General features: G+C 33.6%; 18 protein-coding genes and 2 pseudogenes. 8 read left to right on the plus strand and 12 right to left on the minus strand.

Annotated elements, in window-relative coordinates; all coding sequences use genetic code 11:
• Window positions 1-104: 104 nt before the first annotated feature.
• The 3 genes from prsT to ESZ26_RS12495 form a co-directional block, all read right to left on the minus strand.
• Window positions 105-2,804, minus strand: a complete 2,700-nt coding sequence (gene prsT / locus ESZ26_RS12485; RefSeq protein WP_146799823.1) for an XrtA/PEP-CTERM system TPR-repeat protein PrsT — start codon at window positions 2,802-2,804, stop codon at window positions 105-107.
• Between the two features lie 560 nt (window positions 2,805-3,364).
• Complete coding sequence (gene wecB / locus ESZ26_RS12490; RefSeq protein ID WP_146799824.1) at window positions 3,365-4,468, minus strand: non-hydrolyzing UDP-N-acetylglucosamine 2-epimerase; 1,104 nt, start codon at window positions 4,466-4,468, stop codon at window positions 3,365-3,367.
• A gap of 10 nt (window positions 4,469-4,478) precedes the next feature.
• Window positions 4,479-5,591 (minus strand): glycosyltransferase, encoded by a 1,113-nt coding sequence (locus tag ESZ26_RS12495; protein WP_223271609.1) that lies wholly within the window; start codon window positions 5,589-5,591, stop codon window positions 4,479-4,481.
• Between the two features lie 114 nt (window positions 5,592-5,705).
• On the opposite strand from ESZ26_RS12495, the gene ESZ26_RS12500 reads away from it, so the two are divergent.
• Window positions 5,706-6,857 carry a GNAT family N-acetyltransferase gene (locus ESZ26_RS12500; protein ID WP_146799825.1) on the plus strand — a complete coding sequence of 384 codons (1,152 nt, stop codon included), beginning with the start codon at window positions 5,706-5,708 and terminating at the stop codon, window positions 6,855-6,857.
• A 63-nt stretch (window positions 6,858-6,920) separates the two neighbouring features.
• Here the strand turns inward: ESZ26_RS12500 and ESZ26_RS12505 are convergent, their stop codons facing one another.
• Both ESZ26_RS12505 and ESZ26_RS12510 read right to left on the minus strand, forming a co-directional pair.
• Complete coding sequence (locus ESZ26_RS12505; RefSeq protein ID WP_146799826.1) at window positions 6,921-7,967, minus strand: FemAB family XrtA/PEP-CTERM system-associated protein; 1,047 nt, start codon at window positions 7,965-7,967, stop codon at window positions 6,921-6,923.
• Window positions 7,968-7,973: 6 nt separating this feature from the next.
• Window positions 7,974-8,987: a hypothetical protein gene (locus ESZ26_RS12510; RefSeq protein WP_146799827.1), complete on the minus strand. Its 1,014-nt coding sequence runs from the start codon at window positions 8,985-8,987 to the stop codon at window positions 7,974-7,976.
• Here ESZ26_RS12510 and ESZ26_RS12515 point away from each other — a divergent pair.
• Genes ESZ26_RS12515 through ESZ26_RS12525 form a run of 3 tightly spaced genes read left to right on the plus strand, consistent with a single transcriptional unit; the run spans window position 8,952 to window position 11,962 of the window.
• Window positions 8,952-10,043 carry a polysaccharide deacetylase family protein gene (locus ESZ26_RS12515; protein ID WP_146799828.1) on the plus strand — a complete coding sequence of 364 codons (1,092 nt, stop codon included), beginning with the start codon at window positions 8,952-8,954 and terminating at the stop codon, window positions 10,041-10,043. The two genes, ESZ26_RS12510 and ESZ26_RS12515, sit on opposite strands and share 36 nt — an antisense overlap.
• On the plus strand, window positions 10,036-11,268 hold the full coding sequence (locus tag ESZ26_RS12520) for a glycosyltransferase (RefSeq protein ID WP_146799829.1): 1,233 nt from the start codon (window positions 10,036-10,038) through the stop codon (window positions 11,266-11,268). Before ESZ26_RS12515 ends, ESZ26_RS12520 begins: the two co-directional genes overlap by 8 nt.
• Before the next feature lie 4 nt (window positions 11,269-11,272).
• Complete coding sequence (locus ESZ26_RS12525) at window positions 11,273-11,962, plus strand: sulfotransferase family 2 domain-containing protein (protein ID WP_146799830.1); 690 nt, start codon at window positions 11,273-11,275, stop codon at window positions 11,960-11,962.
• Window positions 11,963-11,972: 10 nt separating this feature from the next.
• Here ESZ26_RS12525 and ESZ26_RS12530 read toward each other — a convergent pair whose 3' ends face one another.
• The 4 genes from ESZ26_RS12530 to asnB all read right to left on the minus strand — a co-directional run bounded on the left by ESZ26_RS12530 (window position 11,973) and on the right by asnB (window position 17,313).
• Entirely contained in the window at window positions 11,973-12,965 is a 993-nt protein-coding gene (locus ESZ26_RS12530) for an AAC(3) family N-acetyltransferase (protein WP_146799831.1), read from the minus strand.
• Window positions 12,965-14,044, minus strand: a complete 1,080-nt coding sequence (locus ESZ26_RS12535; protein ID WP_146799832.1) for a hypothetical protein — start codon at window positions 14,042-14,044, stop codon at window positions 12,965-12,967. The genes ESZ26_RS12530 and ESZ26_RS12535 overlap by 1 nt, the downstream gene beginning before the upstream one ends.
• Window positions 14,045-14,218: 174 nt before the next feature.
• Complete coding sequence (locus ESZ26_RS12540; RefSeq protein WP_146799833.1) at window positions 14,219-15,412, minus strand: glycosyltransferase; 1,194 nt, start codon at window positions 15,410-15,412, stop codon at window positions 14,219-14,221.
• Window positions 15,412-17,313, minus strand: a complete 1,902-nt coding sequence (gene asnB / locus ESZ26_RS12545) for an asparagine synthase (glutamine-hydrolyzing) (RefSeq protein ID WP_146799834.1) — start codon at window positions 17,311-17,313, stop codon at window positions 15,412-15,414. The genes ESZ26_RS12540 and asnB overlap by 1 nt, the downstream gene beginning before the upstream one ends.
• A gap of 477 nt (window positions 17,314-17,790) precedes the next feature.
• On the opposite strand from asnB, the gene ESZ26_RS12550 reads away from it, so the two are divergent.
• From ESZ26_RS12550 to ESZ26_RS12565, 4 genes and pseudogenes are all read left to right on the plus strand, one after another.
• Window positions 17,791-18,474, plus strand: coding sequence for a sulfotransferase family 2 domain-containing protein (locus ESZ26_RS12550; RefSeq protein ID WP_146799835.1), 684 nt, complete (start codon window positions 17,791-17,793; stop codon window positions 18,472-18,474).
• Window positions 18,475-18,838: 364 nt separating this feature from the next.
• Window positions 18,839-18,937, plus strand: a complete 99-nt coding sequence (tnpB, locus tag ESZ26_RS19645) for an IS66 family insertion sequence element accessory protein TnpB (RefSeq protein WP_146799844.1) — start codon at window positions 18,839-18,841, stop codon at window positions 18,935-18,937.
• 210 nt (window positions 18,938-19,147) lie between these two features.
• Window positions 19,148-20,610, plus strand: a pseudogene (tnpC, locus tag ESZ26_RS12560) (IS66 family transposase).
• A 23-nt stretch (window positions 20,611-20,633) separates the two neighbouring features.
• Window positions 20,634-20,910: pseudogene (locus tag ESZ26_RS12565) on the plus strand (transposase); the annotation flags it as partial.
• 258 nt (window positions 20,911-21,168) lie between these two features.
• Here ESZ26_RS12565 and ESZ26_RS12570 read toward each other — a convergent pair.
• The 3 genes from ESZ26_RS12570 to ESZ26_RS12580 all read right to left on the minus strand — a co-directional run bounded on the left by ESZ26_RS12570 (window position 21,169) and on the right by ESZ26_RS12580 (window position 24,740).
• Complete coding sequence (locus tag ESZ26_RS12570; RefSeq protein ID WP_146799836.1) at window positions 21,169-23,079, minus strand: acyltransferase family protein; 1,911 nt, start codon at window positions 23,077-23,079, stop codon at window positions 21,169-21,171.
• 375 nt (window positions 23,080-23,454) lie between these two features.
• Window positions 23,455-24,045, minus strand: a complete 591-nt coding sequence (locus ESZ26_RS12575; protein ID WP_146799837.1) for a hypothetical protein — start codon at window positions 24,043-24,045, stop codon at window positions 23,455-23,457.
• 62 nt (window positions 24,046-24,107) lie between these two features.
• The gene (locus ESZ26_RS12580; protein ID WP_146799838.1) at window positions 24,108-24,740 is read right to left on the minus strand and encodes an acyltransferase family protein; all 633 of its coding nucleotides are present in this window, start codon (window positions 24,738-24,740) and stop codon (window positions 24,108-24,110) included.
• Window positions 24,741-24,958: the final 218 nt, after the last annotated feature.

A 24,958-nucleotide genomic window follows, 5' to 3' on the forward strand; every position in this document is an offset into this window, starting at 1 on the left:
GTGTTAATGCAATTCCCTTGCCAGATTATTAAGTGACTGTTTTAATGTAATTTAAAGAGAAAACATTATCGATGATATTTACCATTGTAAAAAAACCTGACATCTTATTTGTTAATAGTTGCTAATAAAACTTTAGCTTCTTCAGTTCTATCCATTTTAATTAAACAATTTGCCATATGCATTATTATACCTCTATCGTTTGGAGCAAGCGCATTCGCCTGTTTATAATATTTAAGCGCTTGAGAATAGTCTTGCTGCATATACTTAATAAAACCTAGAGTATCTATTACTTGTGGGTTTTCAGGCGCTAATTCAAATGCTTTGTCTGCATGTTTAATGGCTAACGCTATATCATTTGTATTGACTGCAGCAAAAGCTAAATTATTATGAATTAAAAAGTTATCAGGTAATTGCTTTATCAGTATTAAATATTGTTCTTTTGCCAAAGCAAGATTAGTCGACATATATATTTGTGCTAAGTTTGCTCTTACATCAATATTATCGCCTTTCTCAAGAAACTTATTAAGTGTTGCAATAGCACCTTCAATATTAAGATTTCCGGCATAAGCCATAGCTAACATTAAGACATTCTTTTTCATATTTTCTAGTTTTACTAATTCTTCCAAATAAATAATAGCCACATTAAATTTTTGTTGTGCCAAAGCAATTTGTCCACCTAAACGGGTATATGTAATGGGTTGATTGCTATCTTTTATGTTATAGCTATTAAATTTATTTTCAGCGAGCTGAATTTGATTGGTAAATAAAAGGTAATTTACTTCTAATAATTCTAATATTATATTTGATTTAACTTCATTCAACCCTCGTTGAATAACCTCAAGTGCTTTTTGGTATTTTCTCTGCATTTCAAGTGACAAGGCATACTTTGTAATAGCTTGAATATCAGCACTGTTTTTAACTATTGCCATGCTATAAGCTTTTTCTGCTGCCTCAATATTTTGGGCATCTAAATATAGATCTCCAATCAAAATGTAATGACGGCTACTTTCTTTGTTATCTACCGAATCTAATATATCAACCGCTTTTGTATGCTCTTTTATGGCAGCATAAGATTTTGCCAAAGCAGTTGATAGTTCAATTGATTTATCAGTACGCCATTGACTCAAAAGATAATCTTGTATTTCCAAGTCCTTATCCGTGGATAAGGTAACCAAACCACTTAAAGCCCCACCATGTTTACTATTAATAGCAATAATTTGCTTCAATAATGCTAGCGCTTCAACATTATTATTTTGCTTTTGCAACAGTTGAGATAATCGAAAACGTGATGATATATTCTTAGGATACTCACTAGCTATTTCTTTAAGTTCAAATTCAGCTAAAGCATAGTTTTGTCTCCTTATATTAACCTCTGCTAATGCGACTTTAAGGTTGGGTTCACTAGGGTTATCTTGTATCCAAGTTGCAAGTAATTTTTCAGCTTCATCCAATCTGTTTTTTGAAATCAATGAAACCACTAAAACAATTTTTGATTCTATATTTTCTGAGTTTAAATCAACTGCTTTTTGTAAATCTTTTAAACCTTCTGAATCTGCTAAAGATAATTTAAGGAGCCCCAGCTGTGTAAGCTTATCAATACTCGTTATTTTTGAACTATCGATATTTTGCAATACTTTTTTTGCTTCTGATTGATTACCTTGCTGCGCTATAGCTTTACTGGCAGCAGTTAACATCTGTATATCAAAGTCACTAATATCACTGTCGGCTGAATATTCATTGGTTATATCATTTAAATAACCGAGTTTAAGACGCGTAATGGCCAATAGTTTTTTACCAATCCCCCCATCCTTCAACTTATCATCTAAGATAATCAAATAACGATATGCTTGCTCTATATTGTTTAACTTAAAGGAGCTTATACCACCTATAAGAGTGGCTAATGACCTTTCAGGATCCATTTGCATTGATTTACGTGCATAATTTTCTGCTGATTGAAAATCGTTATCATAAAAACGAGTAATTGCTTTTAACTCATTCAAAATAGGAAGGTTTGAATATAAATTTAATAGGAAGTCAATTTCAACCTCAGCTTCAGCGAATTTTTCAGCCTCTACCAATGCCGACGCTTTAAAAATTTTCACATGGTGTGCTAGCGGGTGTAAATTTAAATAATCGTCGTATATTGACGCCGCGTCTAATACGTCACCATTTGCTCTTAATAGATGTGCTTTTAATAATATCGCTTCACTGAGGGTATTATCAACTTTTAGCAGCTCTTCAACCGCAGAGATTGCCTCATCTGATGAAGTACTAGACTTTAACCACAACATACCTAATTTTGAATATAGACTGTCTTCACTTAATTCACTTGCTTGTGTGATATAGGACTCAGCTTTTTTTATTTCACTGTTTTGAATATACATTATACCAATATATATATTTACAATAATTTGCTGTTCTTCGTCTAGATCATTAATACCTAATAATTGTTTGAGTTCATCTTCTTTATTTAATAATAAATACGTTCTAGATAACTCACGAATAATTTTTTTTGGTTCTAGCCCCTTAGTCAAAGCTTTTTTAAATTCACTTTCTGCAGATAATACATCGCCTACTTTCAAATAAGCTGATCCTAACAGAGCCCTAATTTCAGCATTGTCTGGTGCTAATCTAAGCGCATTTTTCAACTCCAAAATAGCTGCTTTATTTTGATTCTTAACCGTTAATTTTTCAGCTGATGTAATGTATTCTGCAGATGTATTCTTATCACTGCAAGCTGTAATACCCATGACACATATTGATGCAACGATAATCGCTCTTTTTAATTTTAGATTGTTTTTCATTATTATCCCTAATTATTAAGTGTTTGATACACGCTTATATTTTACTTAGGCAAATACCTATTTCACTGATTTTAATATCCCACAGCTATCGATAATTGACTGTTGAAATTTAAGCTATTTGTTACAATCATAGCCATTAATCATAACCTTAATATAACTATAACTATTCATCATTAACTTTTGAAAAAGACGAGTTAAGCCCCCCTGACTTGGTGTTTTCAAATAAAAGCATCCATAAGATAAAATGCAACTACCTAATACGTGACAAGCTTCACTTACAAAGATAAGCTTAAAACAGCGATGCTATTTAAAGCATAATTAAAACTATAGGCCGTTAATTAAATTTGTGAATATCACCATTAACCATTTTTGGGTCGATATTAGTTACTTTTACTTCAGTAAATTCACTTGATTCATAAGTTTTAAATATTAGCCTACCTTTATTCATAAAAGAGCACTAGGCTAGAAAGATAGGAATCGTTGTATTAATTGCTTATACATCCCCAAAAAATACCTATTCGATTTAATGATTAATTTCATTAGCTGTAAGAACAATATTCTTATTGCTCCATATCTTTTTTTGTCAGATCTTTAACGATCACATCGAGTATATACTTAGCAACATGACCGTCACCAAAAGGATTTTCCCAAGAGTAGTCATCCCTACTAAGCCATTGCTTCGCTGCTTTAACCGCTTTAACTGCATCGCGACCAACCAGTTCGCTAGCACCAACCTCAACAGCTTCTGGTCGTTCGGTATTTTCTCGTAAGGTAAGGCTCGGTATACCTAATAAACAAGCTTCCTCTTGAATACCACCAGAGTCAGTTAAAATTAATTTTGCGTGCTTTTGTAATTGAATAAAATCTAGATAACCAACCGGTGCAATTAATTGTAAATAGTCAGGTAGTTCGATATTGAATTCTTTTAGTTTCGACTGAGTTCTAGGGTGAATAGGCCAAACAATAGTACCGGTATAATTTTTATGCATCTCATCCAATAAATGCAGCAACTCCATAAGGTTTGACGAAACATCTACGTTTGACGCGCGATGGGCCGTGACTAGAAAGTATTCACCTGCGGTTAAATTTAAATGAGTTAATATCTTACTTTTTTGCGCAGAAATTTCGAGATGCTGAAAAAGAGAGTCAGAAACAGTATTACCAACAGTGTGTATTTTATTGTTAGCGATGCCTTCGCCCTTAAGAATTTTTTCTTGATTGGGACCAACCGCAAATAAATATTCACTGATATGGTCAGTCATTATTCGGTTCGTTTCTTCAGGCATGCTGCGGTCATAACTTCTCAAGCCTGCTTCAATATGCCCAACTTTAATATTTAACTTTGAGGCGGCTAAAGCTCCGGCCAGAACAGTATTAGTATCGCCTTGCACTAAAACAACATCAGGTTTTTCTTCTAATAAAATAGGCTCCATTTTTATTAGAAAATTACCAGTTTGGTTCCCATGCAGCCCCGAGCCAACTCCCAAATTATAATGGGGAGCAGGGAGATGTAGTTCTTCAAAAAAAATACTATCCATTTCTTTTGAATAATGTTGATTTGAATGAATGATAAAAAAGGGGATATTTCGCTTTTGGCATTCCCTTATCACAGGTGCCATTTTAATAATTTCAGGACGAGTACCAACAATAATGCCTATTTTCACTTTTGAATCCTTACTTTTTTATATTAATTGAGGGGGATTTTTCTATACCATATTTAGCCATGTATGCTTTAACCATTTGCTTCATGTCATATTTTTCACTAACCAAACTAAAAGCATTACTGACTTTTTCAAGCCTACATTCATCATTAATTCTTACTTCATTCAGCTTATTTGCTAACGTTTTACAGTTCTTTGACTCGACAAACCAAGCTTGTTTTTCTGATATAAATTTGGAGATACCACCAACATTAGTACATACCACAGGTGTCTTATTCGCCATAGCCTCAAGGATAGTCATTGGCATAGCTTCATAAACAGACGAGAGTACAAATATGTCAGAATCTTTAAGAATAGTTGTTATATCATTTCTAAAGCCGAGTAGATAAATTGAATCATTCATATTCAGTAAGCTAATTTGTGATGACAACTCATCATACAATGGTCCATCACCAACAATATTTAAAATGCAATGTTCAAAACCGTCAAGGGTATTAACTGCCTGGGCAAAAGCATCTATTAATAGCTTTTGGTTTTTTACTTTGTCTAATCGACCAACGGTTACAAATGTTTTAGGCGAAGAGGAGGAATGTTCAATTTCTGCAGGAACGGCGACACCATTAAAAAGCAAAGATAACTTATTGCGATTAACCTTAATCTCTTTTGAAATCCATTGAAATAAATCATATGAAACCACAACATATTCTGTAATAAAATTGGCAATAAATTTTCTAAAAAAATTATGAAGTTTATTTTTACCGGCAGGGTCATCTCCACCACGGCCATGATCACTATGAACACGAGTAGGAACACCTGCGAGCTTTGCTACCATGTGATATTCAATGGTGCCAAAATTATAGGTATTAATAGCTTGGGGCTTTAGTTTTTTCAACAAAGAAAAAAGCTGAAAATGGCTTTTAACATCATTACCTGATTTTTTATCAAGCACAAACACTTTAATTTTTTTATCTACTTGCTCTAACATACTCGTATCGTCGGTTAAAGATATAAGTATGTGCTCGACATCATATTCAGTTGAATGATTAATTAAATTGGCGATAACTTTTTCAAGCCCACCACAACCAAAGCTATAAACCAAATGTACAATGCTATTCGTTACTTTCAACAGTAATCCCTCAGATTTATGCTTTACATTCAAATTAACTAACAACACAATAAAAGAAAGCTATAGAACAATGCAATTTTAACTTTATGTATATTATCGTAATAGGTAGTCAAATTGAACTTAAAAAACCACCAAATATCGACAATCAGCCAAGGTACTGTCCAAGTTAACGTTGAACAAATTTCCAGCAAAAATTTCAACGCACTTGAAGAACAATGGTTACAACTTGAGCATAGTGCAAACACCTCGTTTTTTTTAAGTTGGAAATGGATTGGCTGTTGGTTAAAAACTATAGCTGATGATCAAAAGATATATTTAGTTAAAGCGCAAAAAAACGACATTATTGTTGGCTTAGGGGTATTTATAGAACAGAACATTGTTCGACATAACTTAATACTGAGTAAACAATGGCTTTTACACAGAACAGGCAAAGAAGAAAAAGACCAGATTTGGATTGAAAACAATGGTTTTTTATTAAGCGAAGCAGATAAAGAGAAAACCCATGATACTATCTGGCATTACTTACTAAAGCATCACAACAATGTTGACGAATTTATTGTTTATGTAGCGAAAAAAAATTCTTTTGTTAATTTAAACATTACTAATAAAAAATATAGCAGAATAAATCAACAGCCCGAATTTGGTTATAGAATACCTTTGACAGGTTTATCTTCTTTAAAAGAATATTTATCAAAAACATCTAAAAATACCCGACAACAATTTAATCGCAGCCTTAAACACTTGGCAATACAAGGGGAATTAGAGTTCGCCGTTATTGAAAAACCTCAAGAACAAAGAGAAGTTATTGATAACACTAAGCACTGGCATACAAATAAATGGCGCAATACGTTAACGCCAAGCGGATTCGAAAATAAAGAATTTTGTAAGTTTCATAACAGTTTATTAAAAAGTACCCATCCTACTGCCACTACATTAATGGCAGCGATCAGCCTGAATAAGCAGCTAATGGGCAGTATTTATTGTTTGTCAGATAAAAAAAATGTTTATTTTTATTTAAGCTGTATTAAGCCGATAACCGATAATAAGATTAAATTGGGTTTAATAATGCATGTATTAATGGTTGAGTGGTTAATATTACAAGGTGATAAGTATAATGAGTACGACTTTCTTGCTGGTGACGCTAGGTATAAACGCTCTTTATCCCCAATTAAAGATGAGTACTTAAAATTAATAATACAAAAAAACAGTCTGAAATTTAAAATCGAAAACAGCCTTAAAAAAATATACACCACTTTTACTACTTAACAACGGCAAAACCTTTAAAGTGGTGCATTAATTCTAAATTGCTCAAATAATAACTGGGTTCAATTAAGGTAAATTCTTAACCAAAAATGGCCCCAAAGTATTCGCAATCGGTAAAGGTAATTTTTTCCACATTTTAATCGCTAAATCAAACTTGGCATTAGTGGGAGATAAATTAGGCAGTTCGCCACCTTCTGGTACCCAGTGATACCAGTAACATTGCTGAGGCTCAGACTTCCATTGTTTTTTAAAGCGATAAGTTCCCTCATCGATAGTTGAACGGCCAAAATCAAACTCGTGACAACCGGCTTCAATGGCATGCGACAATATCTGCCAATACAAATACATATTCACTGAAATTCTATTAGCGTAACTTAAGGTACTCGCCCAAGGAATTTCCATTCGACCTTTATAGGTAATTAAAAAACCAGACGACACCGGTTTACCCTGCCAGTACACAACACAAATAGTACAATGCTCAGCAAACACTTCTAAGATATTTTTAAAGAAAGTCTTTCCATAAACAGGTGTACCTAAGTCTCGCATGTTTTCACAAAACACTTGATAAAAGTCGTCAAGTAACTCAGTTTTACCTATTTTATGACTAACACCTTCTTTTATTGGCCGCTTAATTTGAGATCTTCTTTTTGAACCTATTAATTTACCTAATGCTTCTGCTGTTTCGGGTAATTGTAAAATCATATTAACTTTGGTTGTTGATACGGGTAACAAATTTTCAGTACGTTCAACTTGTTCTCTATATTGAATATAACTGACTTGAAAAGATGTCGCCTGATCTTCCAAATGCTCATTTAATTGTTTCGCAACATCAGCATTATCGGCCAACACTCCACCATAATTTAAAAAAGGCATCGACACTATAAAGTTGCCAAATAATTTACTGTTCAAATTTACACTAGGCAAAATACCACAAATAGCGCCTTCATCATTAAGTGCATAATAATATAAACACTTATGCTGAAAAGTATCTTCTATTATGTACTTCCATTTAGATAAATGATAAATAGAGACTAATGGATGTGAATTAACATATTCATCCCATGATGTAGAGCTACTACTGTTTAATATCTCTATTTTATATTTTGTAATCATGTTTAATTAATTCTCTGAATTTCCCAGTACTTCAATTAATGCAAGAGTACCTTGAACTTGATCCAGTGTAGGTAAAAATGGATAAGCTTTAAGGCCTGCTTTTTCTCTCGAAATATACCATTTATTATTTTTTATAAATTTATTAGGATTATTAAAATCACCAATGAAAATATTGTTTTTATTTATAAATTCATCTAATAAACGATAAGCCATATAAACATTACTTTTTTCTCTATCAAAGAAAATTAAATTATTCGTGATTTCAACGCGATTGACATCAAAAACCCTTTCTGCTTTTTTTTCTAAACCATACGCAAGTAGCTGACTATTAGATGAATTATTGCCTTGCTGCAATATACTATTTCGAATAATTAACTCACCGTATTTGGCCATATCAACAGCCCTACTATCTACACTATCCATTGTTGCTATTATTGAATTTTCTATCAAGACTTTTTTAGATCGCGATTTTATACTAGATCCTTGTTTTTTTGTGTTTAGGAACTTTGAATAACGAATATTCAATTCATCAGCCTTAATATATACACCATGAGAATATCCCCGGCGGCTACCTAATCGCTCAAATATCGAGAATTCAATGTTCACGTAACCAGGTACCGTACTCGTCATAATACCAGATTCACTATCGTGGACATATAAATCACGTACGGTTAAGTTCTCTCCTTCAAATCGAATACATGCGCCATTACCAGCTCTTACACTGATATTTATGCATTCTATTGACTCAACAAGTATATTTTTACCCGTGAGAACCAACGCAGCCTTATTATCGATAGCTGCATTATCAAAAACAACTCCCTTTTCACCGATAATTTCAACATTGTTGGCTTTTATATATAGCCCTTTTGTATAAATACCCGCTTTAAGGAATACTTGGCTACCATCTTTAATCGCTGATTTTGCGTCTTGTAGTGAAAAAAACTCTTTACCATCAACAAAAACATGTTCGGCAAATAAATTAAATTGAACAAAAAAAAGCATAAAACACAAATATTTCATCATACATCCTTACCAGAAATTAACATCGCCCTTCAAAACCGTGATACATTCAACTTTGATATAAACAATTTTAAAGGCAATTATAACCTTACCATGCTTAATTTCTTACTCACAGCAATTTATAAACTAGCAAAAATTAAGCGAGGTGAATATCCTTTAAGTATTCTTTATTATCATCATGTATTGCAAATTAATTCGCTCTATCATCCTGATGACATTACCGCCGATGCTTTTGATCGACAAATTGGATTTCTCAAAAAACATTTTAATATTTTAATGCTAGATGAAGCGATAAATTTATTAAAGAAGAACAAACTACCTTCAAAAGCATTGGTCATTACATTCGATGATGGCTATTTAGATAACGCAGAGATAGCTGCCCCTCTTCTAAAAAAGCATAACTGCCCAGCAACTTTTTTTGTTTCAACTCAAGGCGTTGAGGACGGTTATCTATGGAATGATGCCATTGAACAAGCTATAGCTCAAACTACCGTTAATCAAGTTTCGTCTAATATCATGCACGAAGCACTATCGCTTACTTCGCAGCCAGAGAAATTACACGCACACAATAAATTAATTAATTTTTTGAAATTCCTCTCAAATGATCAACGTGCGATAAAAATAACCCATTTATTGTCAGAGTTAGAAATTAACCAGACTTCACTTTCAAGAACGATGATGAATAACCTTGAATTAAAAGCATTACATCAGCAAGGTTTTGAAATAGCTGCACATACCCATTCTCATACTATCCTTACAACAGAAACAAATGACGATGCTAAAAATGAATTAATAAAAAATAAAACAAAATTAGAAAAAATTGTCGGCGACAAAATACGCTATCTCGCTTATCCAAACGGATTATTCCAAAGAGACTTTAACGATCAGCATTGTCAAATTGCACAGGAATTAGGATTTAAAGCCGCATTTTCAACAAACGACGGCGGCGTAACTCGCTCAATGAATAGTTTTAAAATGCCTAGATTTATGCCTTACAGAAAACAATTACCCTTATTTGCATTATCAATCGCTAAAATTGCAGGTGAACATGTCTAAAAAAGTATTAATGGTGGCATTTGATTATCCACCGAGTAGATCCGTTGCTGGTCAACGAACATTAAGAATGACCCAATACTTACCTGAATTCGGCTGGGAACCCTTAATATTAACTGCTAAAACAGAAGCTTATGATGGTTTAGATAATTCGCAAATAATCCCTAGCCATATGAAAAATAATATATATAGAACAATGGCTTTAGATGTTGACCGTCATTTATCAATAAAAGGTAAACATTTCAATTGGATGAAAGTTATTGACCGTTGGTCTACTTGGATCCCTACAGCTATTTATCGTGGTTTAGAAATTATCAAACAAGAAAAACCAGATGTTATTTGGTCGACCTATCCCACAATGAGTGCACATATTATTGCCAATGTTCTTGCTAAAAAAACAGGGATTCCATTAATTGTTGATTACCAAGATCCCCTTGGCTATATTCATAAAAAAAACGTGCCCTCGTTTAAAAAGAAAATAAGCTTAAAAGTAGATAAGGCCGTATTAAATAGATGCCGTCATGCCATCTTTGCAACCGACGAAGCTAAACAAGCCTATATTGACTATCATCAGATGGAAAACAAAGATAAATTTCATTGCATAGAGAATGGTTATGATGAAAGTAACTTTGATCTCATTAATTCTTTATCGGAAAATATAAAATCACCATTTTCTGCAAATAAGTTTAGCTTATATTACAGCGGTGTTTTATACCCTGATGGAAGAGATCCTACACCTACTTTTTATGCAATCGCTAAATTAATACATGACAAAGTGATTACGAGTAGTAATTTTGAATTAGTATTTCAAGGCTCTGGTGATGGCTTATTGTACAAAGAAGTTCTTGAGCATCTTAAAATTCACCATTTAGTTACATTTTTGGCATCTGTTCCATTTGTTGACTCATTAAAAAACATGATGGATGCTACAGCATTGTTATTAATACAAGATGATGTGTTTAATCTGCAAGTTCCAGGTAAACTATTTGAATATATCAGAGCCAAAAAGCCAGTATTAGTTGCAGCTCCATTAACAAGCGCTACAGGTCAAGTTGCTGATAAATCAAATTGTGGCACTATTGCTCACAGTAAAGATGAAATATATCATGCACTAAAAACTTGGTTATCAATCTCTCCGAAAATAGAGAGCGATAAAGACATAACCATTTATTCTCGTTATGAAAAAGCTAAGCAACTAAGCCTAATTTTAGATAAAACAATTAATTAATATTATGACTGAATCAACTAACTTATTTAGAAAACTATATAGAAATACACTCCCACTGCTATTGCAGCAAAAAATAGATGTTTATCGCGGTGAGTCACAAGTGTTTAGACCCTGTTTTCAAGAGACTAAGTCTATTTTTATTCATATTCCTAAAGCGGCAGGAACCAGTATTGCTAGAGCGATATACGGTATGAATGTTGGCCATCGCAAAGCGGTAGACTATAAAAAAGTATCAACACATGAATATAATAAATACTACACATATTCATTTGTACGTAACCCCTGGGATAGAGTCGTTTCAGCTTATAACTTCGCTAAACAAGGTGGCACATCTTATGTGCAACCCATTCCAAATCCTGTTTATCAGTCAGATCTCTTTAATGATTTTGAGACTTTTATTACTCAATGGCTACCTAGCGCAGATTTGACTAAAGAAGACGTCGTTTTTGCTCCCCAGCATTGGTATGTTTATGATGTAAATATGCAATGTCTGGTTGATTATATTGGCAGAATAGAGATGCTTGCAGATGATCTAAAAGTGCTTGAAAAGAAATTAGGGATTGAAATAATAATTGATCAATTAAACAAATCGTCTAGAAGTAGTAGTTATAGAGATTATTTTAATGATGACACTAAAAAAATTGTCGCTGATATTTACAAAAAAGACATTGAACTATTTCAATATGAGTTTTAAAAATTTGAAACTACTTTTTCCTAGGATACAGCCCTAATTTATATATTTTACTTAAGTTTTCAATTTCATATTTTTCTTTAAATTCATTAATGAGGTTACTTTGCAATGTTAATGAACAGTCTACATATTGTTTTATGCCACTTATTTCATATTGGCATTTATTAACTGTCAGTTTGTTAAACCAACCACTAATAATCGCTTGTTGTCTAATATCAATTAAAAAATCATAAAATTGGGGTTGTTCTAATTTTATATATTGTTCACGATCACCAGAATATAACAAAGGAAAGTTACTTGGATGAATGTAATCATCTTTTGTTAAAAACAATATACTTGATAAACCTTTAGAGTAAACTTTGCTTTTCACAATAATACGTTCTTTTTTGTAATTTATACATTCTAAACTAGCAGTATGATTATTAAAAACATGAGGGAAATTTAATGTTTCTTGAATAAAATGATAATAAGTAAAAGCGCCTGTGCCTATACGTATCATTTTACCTTGAAGGTTTAACATTTTATCAAAAGGACTATTAGGACCGCAGGGAGATAACGTACTTTCGTGGTCTCGAATAATTTCATCTGCATGAAAACCATTTGCACAAACAGAATGCGTTGGATGGATACTTCTTAATGTACGGGGATATTTTCTAAAAATTTCCGTTAAATATCCTGATTTTGATGGGGTATTGCAAACGTCAAAAACTTCATTTTTCGCAACATAATCTTCCATGTTCCCCGCAGTGCTAAATGATGGCATGACTAAAGTGCCTTTTTCTCCTATAATTTCTAGAAAAACGTCTATTACACCGTGTGCTCCAATTGAAACATGACCCATTGCACTGAATGAAGATTGTAGAAAGATAATATCACCTTGCTTCACACCTAAATTAATTAAAGATTTTTTTAATTTCTTTCTATTCAATCGTCTAGATATCATATCAATATAATATTCAGAACGGTGCTTAAACATTAACTTCAACACTCGCTTTAAAAGCTTCATTAGGTTTTTACCATCATCATATCAAAGTTATTATTTTCAACATTTACACAAGTGTACAAAAGTGTATTTTTTGGTAGCTCACCTAATGGTAAAAAAACGTAACCGTAACGTGAAACACCTGTAATGTTTGATTTTAAGTAAGGGTTATAAAGCATCTCAGTAAAAACTAGATCCGAGCCACTACGCCATATTGTAACAGCAGCATCCGATTCTTGTTTTCTTTGTGGTTCGAAATTAACACCAAAAAAAATATTATAACAATTTTGACTGATCGCCATATGATATGTTGGGTTTTTGAAACTTCCTATCTTGCTTCTTTCCTTTCGTTCAAAATCCCACTGATAGGTATAATTGATATCAGTTTTCAATGCATCTTGCCCTGCATCCATCCCCCATACTAAGTTTTTCTTTAATGGTACTAAAGATACTGCTCGCCAACTTTGGTCGCCACCACAAAAAAGCTTAACTTCTCTAAAGCAATCATCCGTATAATAAAAAGCGCACTCACTATTATCATCACCCGTAGTGACCCACAGTCTGTTTCTAAAATTATCGTAATGAACACCATGTATATGCTGAACAGTACCCTTTTTAAATGTATGGCAAATAGATAATTTCAGGCCATTGTCTTCTATTTTATAAATATTAATGTCCTGCTTATTAGAACAAATATAATCGCCAAAATAGACATCACCTGTATCAGGATAAACTGCAAAACCATTTTTTAGTGGAAAAGAGTTCAATATGCTTGAATCAACAGGCTCAGCATATTGGTTGTGTATTGCTGGGTCGAAACGATACAACTTATCGTACAAAATTAAAATAACACCTGAAGGCAATTCAACAGCGTGATTAATACCGAATTTTTTACTTACAAAGGTTCGGTATAGCCAACTTCTTGCGATGCGGTTTTTAATCTTGTCTTTGAAGCTATTTGATTTTGGAGGTAATTCGCAAATTTTTTTAAATTTCTTGGTGTTATAAAAAAATTTATATATAAAATTATCATGAGAACATATGCAATAATCAGGAGTCGAATATTGAGGAATAAACTTACTTTTTATTTTTATAGTTTTCATAGGGTTGGATTATTTCCATTTAGACATAAAAAGAACTTTCATCAGTGTATCTAAAAGTTTTCTGAGTTTTTGAAAATGCATATCTTGATTTTTCAGTTAATTCATCAAATAAAAGTGTAAGGTTTATAATTAAACTTATTCAAATAAACGTAAAAATCAGTATATTTTGATTCATTATATAAGTGTCTGTAAAACTTCTTTTGCACACCAATCCCAAGTGTACTTATTAAAGTTAGTCGCTTGCTGCTTTCTATTATGGGGTTGTTCTAGTAACCGAATTAACTTTGTTGATATCATTTGTTGATCTTCATTTGCAACACAGTACCCAAGATATTTCTCACTAGCCATAATTTCAGGCACACTGCCAACATTAGTAGCTACAGCAGGTAAACCACAAGCTAAAGCCTCAGTAAGTACATTAGGGCTACCTTCGCCTCGGCTCGCTAAACAAAACACATCTGCGGCGTTATACCAAGTAATCAGTTGACTGTTATCGACAGCACCAACAAAAACAACATTCTTCTGTAATTTATGTTGTTCAATAAATTGGTTCAACTCTTTGCGGTAGTCTCCTTCAGGACCTTGGGCGCCTAAAATATAAAACTTAGTGTTTTCTAAACCTTGTGTTGTTATAACTTGTTCTAACCCTTTAATCACCAAGTCAAAACCTTTACGGTGAATAAGCGCACCAACACCTAAGATAATTTTTTCATTCTGTGATAGAGCGAGCTTTTCTCGGCACTCACTTTGCTCAAGGTAATAGAATTTATCAGTATCAACACCATTTCTGATAACCACAGTTCTTTCAGCAGTATTTGACAGTTCATCGGCTTTACGTGCCATCTCCTCACTAAGCGAAATCACTTTATTTGCCTTCTTGAGATAATAAGCAACAATGTATTTTCTTAAGCCAGAGTCTTGCAGATGAAATGCTTCCATTCCACGTAGAGTGACATGAAAAGGCTTATTAATTTTTTTAGAAAGCCAATTTCCGCAAGGCAAATCTGGAAAAGTCCAATGTAAATCAATTAAATCAAAATCATAACCAATTTCATCAAGTACTTTTTGAACTGCTCGACGATAAGTTAACATCTCTAGCGATTTAAGATGCCCAGGGATAGAAAAAAAACCAGGGTGATAAACACTAATACCGTTGATAACTTCTAATTGAGGTATATTGTGAAGATGAGTAAACTTACTTATTTTTCGGTGTAATGGAGAATCTGCAATAGGGTTAATAACCGTAATATCAGCATACTTGCTCATCGCTTTTAAACGATTCAAAACAAATATGCCATGATTAGGCTGATTACAGTTTGGAAATAAATAACTAATAGCTATGATTTTTTTCTTTGGCTGAATACTCATTAGTCTGTATTATCCCGTAACCACTCTTCAAGAACAACTAACTGCCATAATGTTTTATGATGATCAAATTTGTCATTGTTGTGCTCTTCAATAAGTTGCTCTATACGAGACTTCTTAAAAAACTGCAATAATTTTGTTTCGTCAGATAATAATAAGTTCTCAGCATATGCTCTTAATTCATTTTGAAACATCAATTTTAATGGCGTTGGAAAGCCCATTTTTTTACGATAAATAATGTCGTTAGGCAGAATACCTTCCATCATTTTCTTTAACGGATATTTGCCTTCCCCTTTCTTAATTTTATGCTTACTTGGTATTGTCGCAGCAAACTCTACTAAACGATAATCTAAAAATGGTACACGTAGTTCAAGTGAGGCCGCCATACTCATACGATCAGCTTTTATTAGCAAGTCGTCAACCAACCAAGTTTTTGTATCAAAATAAAGCATTTTGCTTAAAGTATCTTCACTTCTGGCTTTATCAAAAAGACTTTTAGTATAATGGCGACTCGACACTTGATTTTCTAATTCTATCTCTGCTTTAAATTCTGCCTTGTACAGTGCTTCTTTTTCGTGATCAGGATAAGTAGACATACCTTTATAACGCTGTTCTATAGGTAGTGTTGCCATGGTTAGATATTTAGAAACCTTATGGCTTTTACCAAACACTTTATTCGCAATGCATGCAAAGAAATTACTCCCTGTTTGGCCAACAACTGCACGATATTTATCTAATACATTCATATACTGATACAAATCGTAGCCCGCAAAAATTTCGTCTGAGCCTTCGCCAGACAAGGCTACGGTTACTTTTTCTTTTGCTAATTTAGCGACAAAAAATAAAGAGATCGCGGCAGCTTCGGTAACAGGCTCATCCATTAAAGCAATATATTCAGGTATAAATTTTTTAAACTGCGCAGGCGTTATTTTAATTTCATGATGGTCTGTTTTAAATTTATCAGCAATTATTTGTGCATAGGATGTTTCGTCAAACCCTTTGCCAAAGTCATAACCTATCGAAAATGTTTTTAGGGGTTCTTTAACTTTGTCAGCTAATAAACCAACGACTGCGCTAGAGTCAATACCACCACTAAGAAAAATACCAAGAGGAACATCGCTGCGCAAACGTAGGTCAATAGCGCTTTCTAATAATTTTTTACTGCCATCAACATAATAGTCAAAACCTTTATCCTGACTATTACTGTTGTTGAATTTCAGATCCCAATATTGGGTAATCGTTAATTTGTGTTTTTTCGAATCATCACATTTAAGTACAGCATAATGACCAGGCATCAGGCGTTTAATACCTTGATGTAATGTGTTTTCACCAGGAATATAGCCGAAACTCATATAACTATCGATTAACTGAACATTGAGCGCAGGATTTTTATCTAAGCCTTTTAAAATAGCTTTAGTTTCGGAAGCAAAAATAAACTCATCGTCGTTTTGCATGTAATAGAGAGGCTTTATACCTAAACGATCTCGTGCGAGAAACAACTCTTTTTTATTACCGTCCCAAATAGCAATGGCAAACATACCATTAAAGTGCATTAAGCAATCAACGCCATATTCTATATAAGCCTTTAATACGACTTCAGTATCAGAGCCTGTTTCGAAAGTGTAACCTTTAGTCTCTAATACTGCGCGAATTTCAAGATAATTATAAACTTCCCCATTATAAGAAATAACACAATTATGAGCAGCTTCTTCTCTCGGTTGACGACCTGCAGGAGTTGGATCAAGAATACTTAACCGTAGATGTGCAAGTCCTATTTTTTTTTCGCTATCAAACCAAAGACCATTACTGTCTGGGCCTCTATATGGCATAGTGTCGCGCATAGCTTCAAAGGCTAGGTACTCGATAGGTTGATTAACATTAATTTGACCAAGAATACCACACATTAAAAAGCTACCTGTTACAATAATGAAGTTTAAAAAACCAATGGTAACTATTTAATACTCCTTGATAAAGGAATATTTTATCTATTTCCCTTTCAGAATTTTGTCTCTTCAACCTGATTGGTTACTTTAGTTTTTAAACGCTACTTTCTGGTGTTTTTCAAGACAGTTGTCGTCTAATATTGTTAAGTAGCTTCTTTGTATTATTCTAGTAAATAACGCGTATTTTATTGGGAGTAGAAAAGCCGGGGCATAATGTCTCTGGTATCAGGATTATTATCGTCTCAGTAAATTTATAAATAGCTATAAATTAGCGCTAGTGGCTGCAACTGAAGTGGTTAAGTCATCAGAAGAGCTCAGTTCAATAAAAAATGATGATATTCATACCAAAAAAGTACTTCAACATCTAAATCATTTTACTCTACCTATTGTTTCATACTATATTGACGCCTACAAAATAATGAGTAAAGGATCCGAAAAATGAGTTCAGTGTTTAATAACGTACATGGCTTTTATTTTTTACATATACCAAAAACGGCTGGTCGTGCTGTTGAGGACGTATTAAAGCAGTTGAACGGATCACTGATATTAGATGTTTCTTCAGAAGAAAAAAAAAGAGGCATATTTAATAGCCCTTTTTATGCTGAACAGTCATATACTGAGCTTCGCCCTATCAAAAATATATTACATAATAAGCCCCAAAATACTTTACATGATTGGATGAAACTCTATAAGTTTTGCTTCGTTAGGAACCCATACGATAGAGCATATTCTGCCTACAAATATTGTATGAGAACAGCAAAAAACAAAAAACGCCAACCCTTTGGAGATCTCACTCCTGAAAATATAAGCTTCAGGGAATTTATTCGTTTACCCAAACATTTTAATTATGAAATTCACAATCACTTTCATATCACCCAAACTGAGTACATGATGGGATATAACACTGATATAGATTACGTTGGAAAACTTGAAACTATCGAAAAAGATTTGCATTACATTGCCGAAAAAATTGGTGTGAATTTCCCCCCCTTAAAGAAAAAAAATGTAACTGAAGACATTAAGAACAAATCTTCTATGGGTAATGAAGACAAATTGTTGATAGAAAAGTTATTCAAAGCGGATTTTGTTAATTTTGATTATGAGTTAACTTCACTTAAGTAAGATTACTTTAGGTCATAAATATATAAATACTTATTTTGTAGTAGCCACCGAATTTGCTACTTATTTAGGGGTAATCCATACACTTCGAATTAGATGACACTGGCTATTTGCTTTTCAACAAGACCTTTCCAGTCATCAATTTCTTTACGGTTCATGAGTTGTCCCTCGAATTAATGAGAAAAAACTATAAAGTTAAAGATTAACTAAATAAATGTGCTCTTGGCCAGGCGTTCACCGTGGATTTAACAGATTGAGCATAATTAATTTAAGATTGCTTACTTTTATATTTATTACGTTAATTAGCAATGAAGTAGTTAGTCTAACGACTAACAATGATTGAAAGTATGATTAAGATAAACTAAAAATTCTTTATTGGGATAAAACTGGCTTTGCTCTTTGGTACAAACGTTTGGAAAAACAAAAATTCAAATGGCCAACTGAGCTGATTATTATCTGGATATGACGTACTTGACCATGAGCAATTACACTATTAATCAATGATCTAAAAAGGCCTTTTTCTCAGTCAACGATCGTGTACGTAAGTCCTTATGCTCTTTACGCTACAAAGGTGATTGGTCTTGTTTTAATTGCTAAACTGGGTTGATAAAAATTGATATTAACTCACTAATGACCCAGAGCAACTCAAGAAAATTCTTTTTGAGTTGCAGCAAGCATTAAAATAATCACCGAACAAACCATCCAAAGTAATCAGTTTATTGAACGCTATGAAATAGCCAAACGTAAACAGCTTGGTAAAAACTCAGAGCAACTCCCCGGTGCGGGTGACACCTTCAATGAAGCCGAAGAAATCATCGATGAGGCTGATAAAACGTTATTAGCCGAGACTGATAATAACAAAAGCGTTTCCATTAAAAGCATACCGAAGCGCAAGCCGCTACCCAAAACGTTACCTCGTAAAGTGGTGACGATTGATTTATCACTTACCGAGTAAGTGTGTGATTGTTGTCAAGGCTCGCTGCATAAAATGGGCGAAACCCGTAGTGAGAAACTCGAATTTGTGCCTGCGCATATCAAAGTGGTAGAAACAGTTCGGCCCAAAAATGCCTGTAAGCAGTGCGGGAAAACGGGAACAGGCAATCAGGTGAAGATTGCCCCTATGCCTGCCACACCTATTCCAAAAGGTATTGCGACGTCGAGCTTGCTGAGTCAAATCATCAGCGCGAAATATCAATACGGATTACCCCTGTACCGACAAGAAAAGATGTTCAATGAGTACGGTATTGAGCTGAGTCGAAAAACCATGTCTGATTGGGTCATTCTGTGTAGTGAGCTGCTTACCCCACTGTATGTTGAATTAAAAACCAAGTTGCTTAGTAAGCCTGTGATACATGCTGATGAGACTCCCTTAAAAGTCATCAAAGCCGAGAGAGCCAGTAGCTACATGTGGGTATATTGTTGCGGTAGCGATACCGAACAAAGCCAGGACATGAAAAATATTGTTTTATAGATTATCACAACTCGCGTGCAGCGATTTGTGTGGTTGATTATCTTGATGGCTATGAGGGTTACCTGCAAGTTGATGGTTATGCGGCGTATGGAAAAACTGAGGCCATATTGGCTGGCTGTATGGCGCATGCGCGTCGCAAATTCATTGATGCTCAAACAGGCCAAGGAAAAAACAAAACCGGCAAAGCTGATGTCGCTTTAAACCTAATAGGTAAACTCTACGGCATTGAAGCAAGCTTGAAAGGAAAAACGGCCGAAGAAAAATATCGAGAGAGGCAAGATAAATCCAAAGTCATCATTGATAAGCTTCATGGTTGGGTTATCGACAATAGAGGTAAAGTACCACCGAAGACCAAATTGGGAGAAGCGATGACTTATTGGTGTAATCAAGCGCATAAGCTCACCACCTACTTAAAAGATGGTCGTATAAAGATTAATAATAATCGTGTTGAGCGAGCAGTAAAACCGTTTGTTATTGGCCAAAAGAACTGGTTATTCTCCAATACGCCTCGGGGTGCAACGTCTAGTGCAATCCTCTATAACATTATTGAAAGTGCAAGAGCCAATGGCTTACTGGTCGACAACTATTTACAAACCTGTTTAGAGGAGCTTGCTAAGAAGCCGGAAACCCTTACTCATCTGCTGCCTTGGAACTTCAAGCAAAGCTAGACGCATTTCTCCAGACGCTTAAAGCTTATATAGGATTAACTCCTTTGCAGTATTCATCTGGTGGAAAAGTGAAGATGGGCTCAATAGGGAAGTATGTAAAGAATAACACGCTAAGAAGTCAGTTAATTGTTGGGGCAATGGCAGCTGTCAGTCACGCAGTTAGAAGAAAGGCGGTAACGAGAAAAGATATTTGGATACAAGCTTTAGTTGAGCGTAAAGGTAAAAAAATGTGCTGCCGTTGCGTTAGCCAATAAAACCGTGAGAACAGCATTTTCTATGCTCACACAAGGCACAGAGTAGTACAAAGCGGAATATCTCCCCGCTTAAAAAAGTTTAACGATAAAATGCATAATTAAAGATAAAAATCAGCGTATTAAATCAGTTTGTAACATAGAGCTTCAAGAGCTCGTTGAGTAGATTTGAAAATACGTCCACGAAAATATCATAGAGCCAGAGTTAGCTACTCAATTTAGAGCTCGTACATAAGTTCGCATTTAATTTTTTAAAAATAATTTTTATTGTTGACACGGGGGAGTCCACATAAGTTGCAATTAACGGTTAATCAAAATTAAATTTACTCATTATTTCATTATATTTGTCTTGACCCATAAAATATTTCGCAGAATATTTTGAACCTAATATTGAAATGTGCGCACCATCTAAACTGTACGGCACAGTCATTCCATTTACGTCAAATGTATTTTTTGTTTCATAAAGTAATGATCTATCAATAAAATAAACATTTACGTACTTTTCAGATAATTTTTTCAAAAGCAAATTAGCCTTAGTCATTAAAATATCATTACCAACCATTGTATTAATATCAAATGAATCACCCAAATATATGCTTTCATAAAACTCCTTTAATGGGTTTTTCTGATATCTATAAGGTGCTGCCATAATAAAAACATTTATGCCAAGTTTTGCTGACTTATCGATTACCTGTTCGATATCTTTAAAAAAACCTTTACCTAGAACACTATCCCAAGATCCAGCAAGTATTATATTTTTATACTTATGTATATTGTCTTTTAAATATTTCCGGTTCATTAAACATTGTTTATATGCTGCATGAGTTTTAGATGGTACAAAGTTGTCAGTGAAAGAGGCATTACACCAGCTTGTAACTATAGATTGAAATGATGCATTGTTAGCTTTAAATACGTCATCAAAAAAAGGGTCATAATGTCCTGCGTAAGAGTCTCCAAATAACAAAGTGTTTGAAGTCTTTCCTTGGATGCCTAAATAGCAATTAGCTCCTATTTTTTCATCTGCAATAGTATCATCACCAAAATAATAAAAGCAGTAACCATTACCTCTAAGAGGCATTAATAATTCTTTTTTGATCACTTTGAACTCAGAATTAACATCAAACCTAGTATCTATACCTTGTAAAATATAAGTAAAAAAACCCAGTAACCCTATAATTAAAGACATATATATAGGTTTACATTTTAAGTAAGAAAATTCATCGTTGAAATTATTTCTAAATTTTATGTTTTCAATGTATTTGTTACTCAAAAAGCCTAGTAATAAAGATAATGCAATACCAATATAAATAAATACTTCATTTAATGAGAAGTAATAAATAGCTACAACAAGAGGCCAATGCCATAGATAAATAGAGTAAGACCAAGAGCCTAATTTCTGGAATATGACATTATTTGTAATAAGACTATCTTTTCGTTGTGCTTGTATGACAAGGAACGTACCTAAAACAGGAAATATTGCCAGATAACCAGGCCAAGGAGTACCTTTTGATATTAATAAATAAGAACTCATAATAAATATTAAACCAACTCTTTCTACTAGTTTTTTTCTTTTATCTTGTAACGTAAAAGGATAAAGATAAGCAACACCACCAAACATCATTTCCCACGCTCGTGTTGGTAATAGATAGTACGATGCATCAGGCCATTTATATGTAGCTATAATGCAAAAAATAAACCCTATTGCTGTTCCAAACAAAATAGTAGCTTTCATTGTTTTTATAGAAATAAATTTTTGCATAGCAAAAAGCACTAATGGATAGATTATATAGAATTGCCATTCAGCAGATAATGACCAAGTATGTAATAACCATTTTTCTTTTGATGTAACGTCAAAGTAACCGGAATCTTGCCAAGATATAATATTAGATAGAAAAACCATACTACTGCCAGCGTGTTTTCCTAATATTTTATAATCTAGCGGTGTAAGGTAAAACCATCCAAATATAAGCAATACCAGACAGAGTGCAGCTAAAGCTGGGATAATCCTATTTGCTCGAGCCACATAAAATTTCAGAAGAGAAAAGTTTTCTTGCTCTATCCCTCCAAATATTATCCGAGTCATCAAGAAACCCGAAATAACAAAAAATACATCAACTCCTGCAAAGCCACCCGGCATCCAAGACGCATTGAAATGAAACAGCACAACCGCTATGACTGCAATAGCTCTTAAGCCATTAATATCTTTTCTAAATTGCATAAATGCGCTTAATCTCAATAAGCCAAATACTTGGGATTATAGCTGCAATATAATGAAATAGGATAAAATAATAAGTTATAATAGAATATCACGGCGAAAGCATGATATTTGTATTGCTTCTTCCAACGTGCTGCCCTTGAAGAACAAGCGCCTTCCATATCTTTAATTTGTTTGTAAATGTAATTTTTTTCCTCCATTAATTTGTGTATTCAAGTTTCTGTACATGGCTGTTTTCTGTTTTCTGTTTTCTGTTTTCTGTTTTCTAGTCATTTTGATATCTTAGGTTTTACTTATTTTAAGCTATAAACCTCTAAAGTTTCATTAGGTCATTACACGCGACTAATATGATTGAATCAACGACAAATAAGTACCCTATCAATTAAAAGTTAATACTTTATTATTTAACTTTTTACCAAAAAAGGCTTCCCCTGTTGCACTTAAATGTCGATTGTCAGAGTATGTGATTTTTCCTCGATTTATTAAATCTTTAGGTAAAGACAGATCAAATCCTAGTATTTTAGAAACATATTTAATCCCTGTTTCTTTCAATTTTTCACTAAAAAAAGTATCAGTATACTCTACCATTTTTATACTATTTTTAGATATATACTCTTGCAGTTGAGGTTGTAGTGGCTGTTTATAATCAAAATTAATAGGTGAAGTTTTAATGGGTGGTAACATCCCTATCATTACCACATTTAAGCTCATTTCATCATGTAAATATTGCCAGTAGTCGACAACTTGATCGAAATGCGCAATGGATAAATTTTTCTCTTTCGATAAAATAATTTTTTTGACAAACAACCGATCTGACGTTTGCGTATAAAAAAAGCTTGCTATATTTTGACGGTATTTCTTAGAAAAAACTTTAAGATCGTCATATTGATATTGATGTGGAATTATTGTGTTCCCTATCATATCGTGAAGGCGAAAAAAGCCTCTTGCAATACCGTGACTTCCGCCCAAAATTACAGTTGCCTTCTAGTATTTTTTAGTACACGCGACAAACCTCTTTTCAAAATTTTGGCTTATCTCTTTGTTAAGAAATTTACATTCATTATCATAATTCTCTTGGTTATAATGCCCGTTACTCGCCTGTTGCAATATTTCATACCTTGCCATATCTTCTGGATATAAATATTTTTGAACGAAGATATTCTGCTGCAACACAGCCCCAAAGATAATAATCCAATAAAAGAACCAAGTGACCATTTAAAAATTTTAGTTTGCCCAAATTTATCAGTCTTTCTAAACGGCTTTTCAACAAATCGCCAAGATACATATGCAATGATAAACGTAGATATCAGTAATAAAAATTGAATTTCAGGGCTTAAAAGCAATGAGGTTTTCAATTTAGTTAATACGAAGATAGGTTGATGCCACAAATATAAGCTGTAACTGATTAATCCAACATGGATCATAAGCTTTAAAGATAAAACGTTACCTGTAACACACTGAGAAGAAGCGAAAATAATAATTAGAACAGTGCCAAATACAGGAATAATTGTCCATAAGCTTGGATGTGGTGTAGCCGATAAAAATAGAAAATATGATAATATTATCAAAAGAAAACCAGCAAAAGCTAAGATCCCCTTAAGTTTGATTGGTAGCGTTTTTAAATGTCCAGAGTTACAATAAATAGTCGCTAAAGCGCCAAACATTAATTCCTATATTCGACTAGGTATCAAATAAAGATTTCCCGAAGGGCTATTCCGCCAACCCCATTCAGCAATGCATAAACTCATTACCACAGTAAGGGTATAGCTAACGACACCTGCCTCTAGAACTTGATCTCATATACATTATCTCCTCACTTAATTTAGGAGATAAGCATGAGAATATCGCGTAGCCAAGAGCAATGGCAAACCATCATTGAAGA

The sequence above is a fragment of the Colwellia hornerae genome (assembly GCF_007954355.1).
Classification (GTDB): domain Bacteria; phylum Pseudomonadota; class Gammaproteobacteria; order Enterobacterales; family Alteromonadaceae; genus Colwellia_A; species Colwellia_A hornerae.

What these genes read in the sequence shown, in the direction of transcription:
- prsT (WP_146799823.1), bottom strand. Translation starts at nt 2,804, where the DNA reads ATGAAAAACAATCTAAAATTAAAAAGAGCGATTATCGTTGCATCAATA.
- ESZ26_RS12505 (WP_146799826.1), bottom strand. Translation starts at nt 7,967, where the DNA reads ATGATTACAAAATATAAAATAGAGATATTAAACAGTAGTAGCTCTACA.
- ESZ26_RS12510 (WP_146799827.1), bottom strand. Translation starts at nt 8,987, where the DNA reads ATGAAATATTTGTGTTTTATGCTTTTTTTTGTTCAATTTAATTTATTT.
- ESZ26_RS12520 (WP_146799829.1), top strand. Translation starts at nt 10,036, where the DNA reads ATGTCTAAAAAAGTATTAATGGTGGCATTTGATTATCCACCGAGTAGA.
- ESZ26_RS12525 (WP_146799830.1), top strand. Translation starts at nt 11,273, where the DNA reads ATGACTGAATCAACTAACTTATTTAGAAAACTATATAGAAATACACTC.
- ESZ26_RS12530 (WP_146799831.1), bottom strand. Translation starts at nt 12,965, where the DNA reads ATGAAGCTTTTAAAGCGAGTGTTGAAGTTAATGTTTAAGCACCGTTCT.
- ESZ26_RS12535 (WP_146799832.1), bottom strand. Translation starts at nt 14,044, where the DNA reads ATGAAAACTATAAAAATAAAAAGTAAGTTTATTCCTCAATATTCGACT.
- ESZ26_RS12540 (WP_146799833.1), bottom strand. Translation starts at nt 15,412, where the DNA reads ATGAGTATTCAGCCAAAGAAAAAAATCATAGCTATTAGTTATTTATTT.
- asnB (WP_146799834.1), bottom strand. Translation starts at nt 17,313, where the DNA reads ATGTGTGGTATTCTTGGTCAAATTAATGTTAATCAACCTATCGAGTAC.
- ESZ26_RS12550 (WP_146799835.1), top strand. Translation starts at nt 17,791, where the DNA reads ATGAGTTCAGTGTTTAATAACGTACATGGCTTTTATTTTTTACATATA.
- ESZ26_RS12570 (WP_146799836.1), bottom strand. Translation starts at nt 23,079, where the DNA reads ATGCAATTTAGAAAAGATATTAATGGCTTAAGAGCTATTGCAGTCATA.
- ESZ26_RS12580 (WP_146799838.1), bottom strand. Translation starts at nt 24,740, where the DNA reads ATGTTTGGCGCTTTAGCGACTATTTATTGTAACTCTGGACATTTAAAA.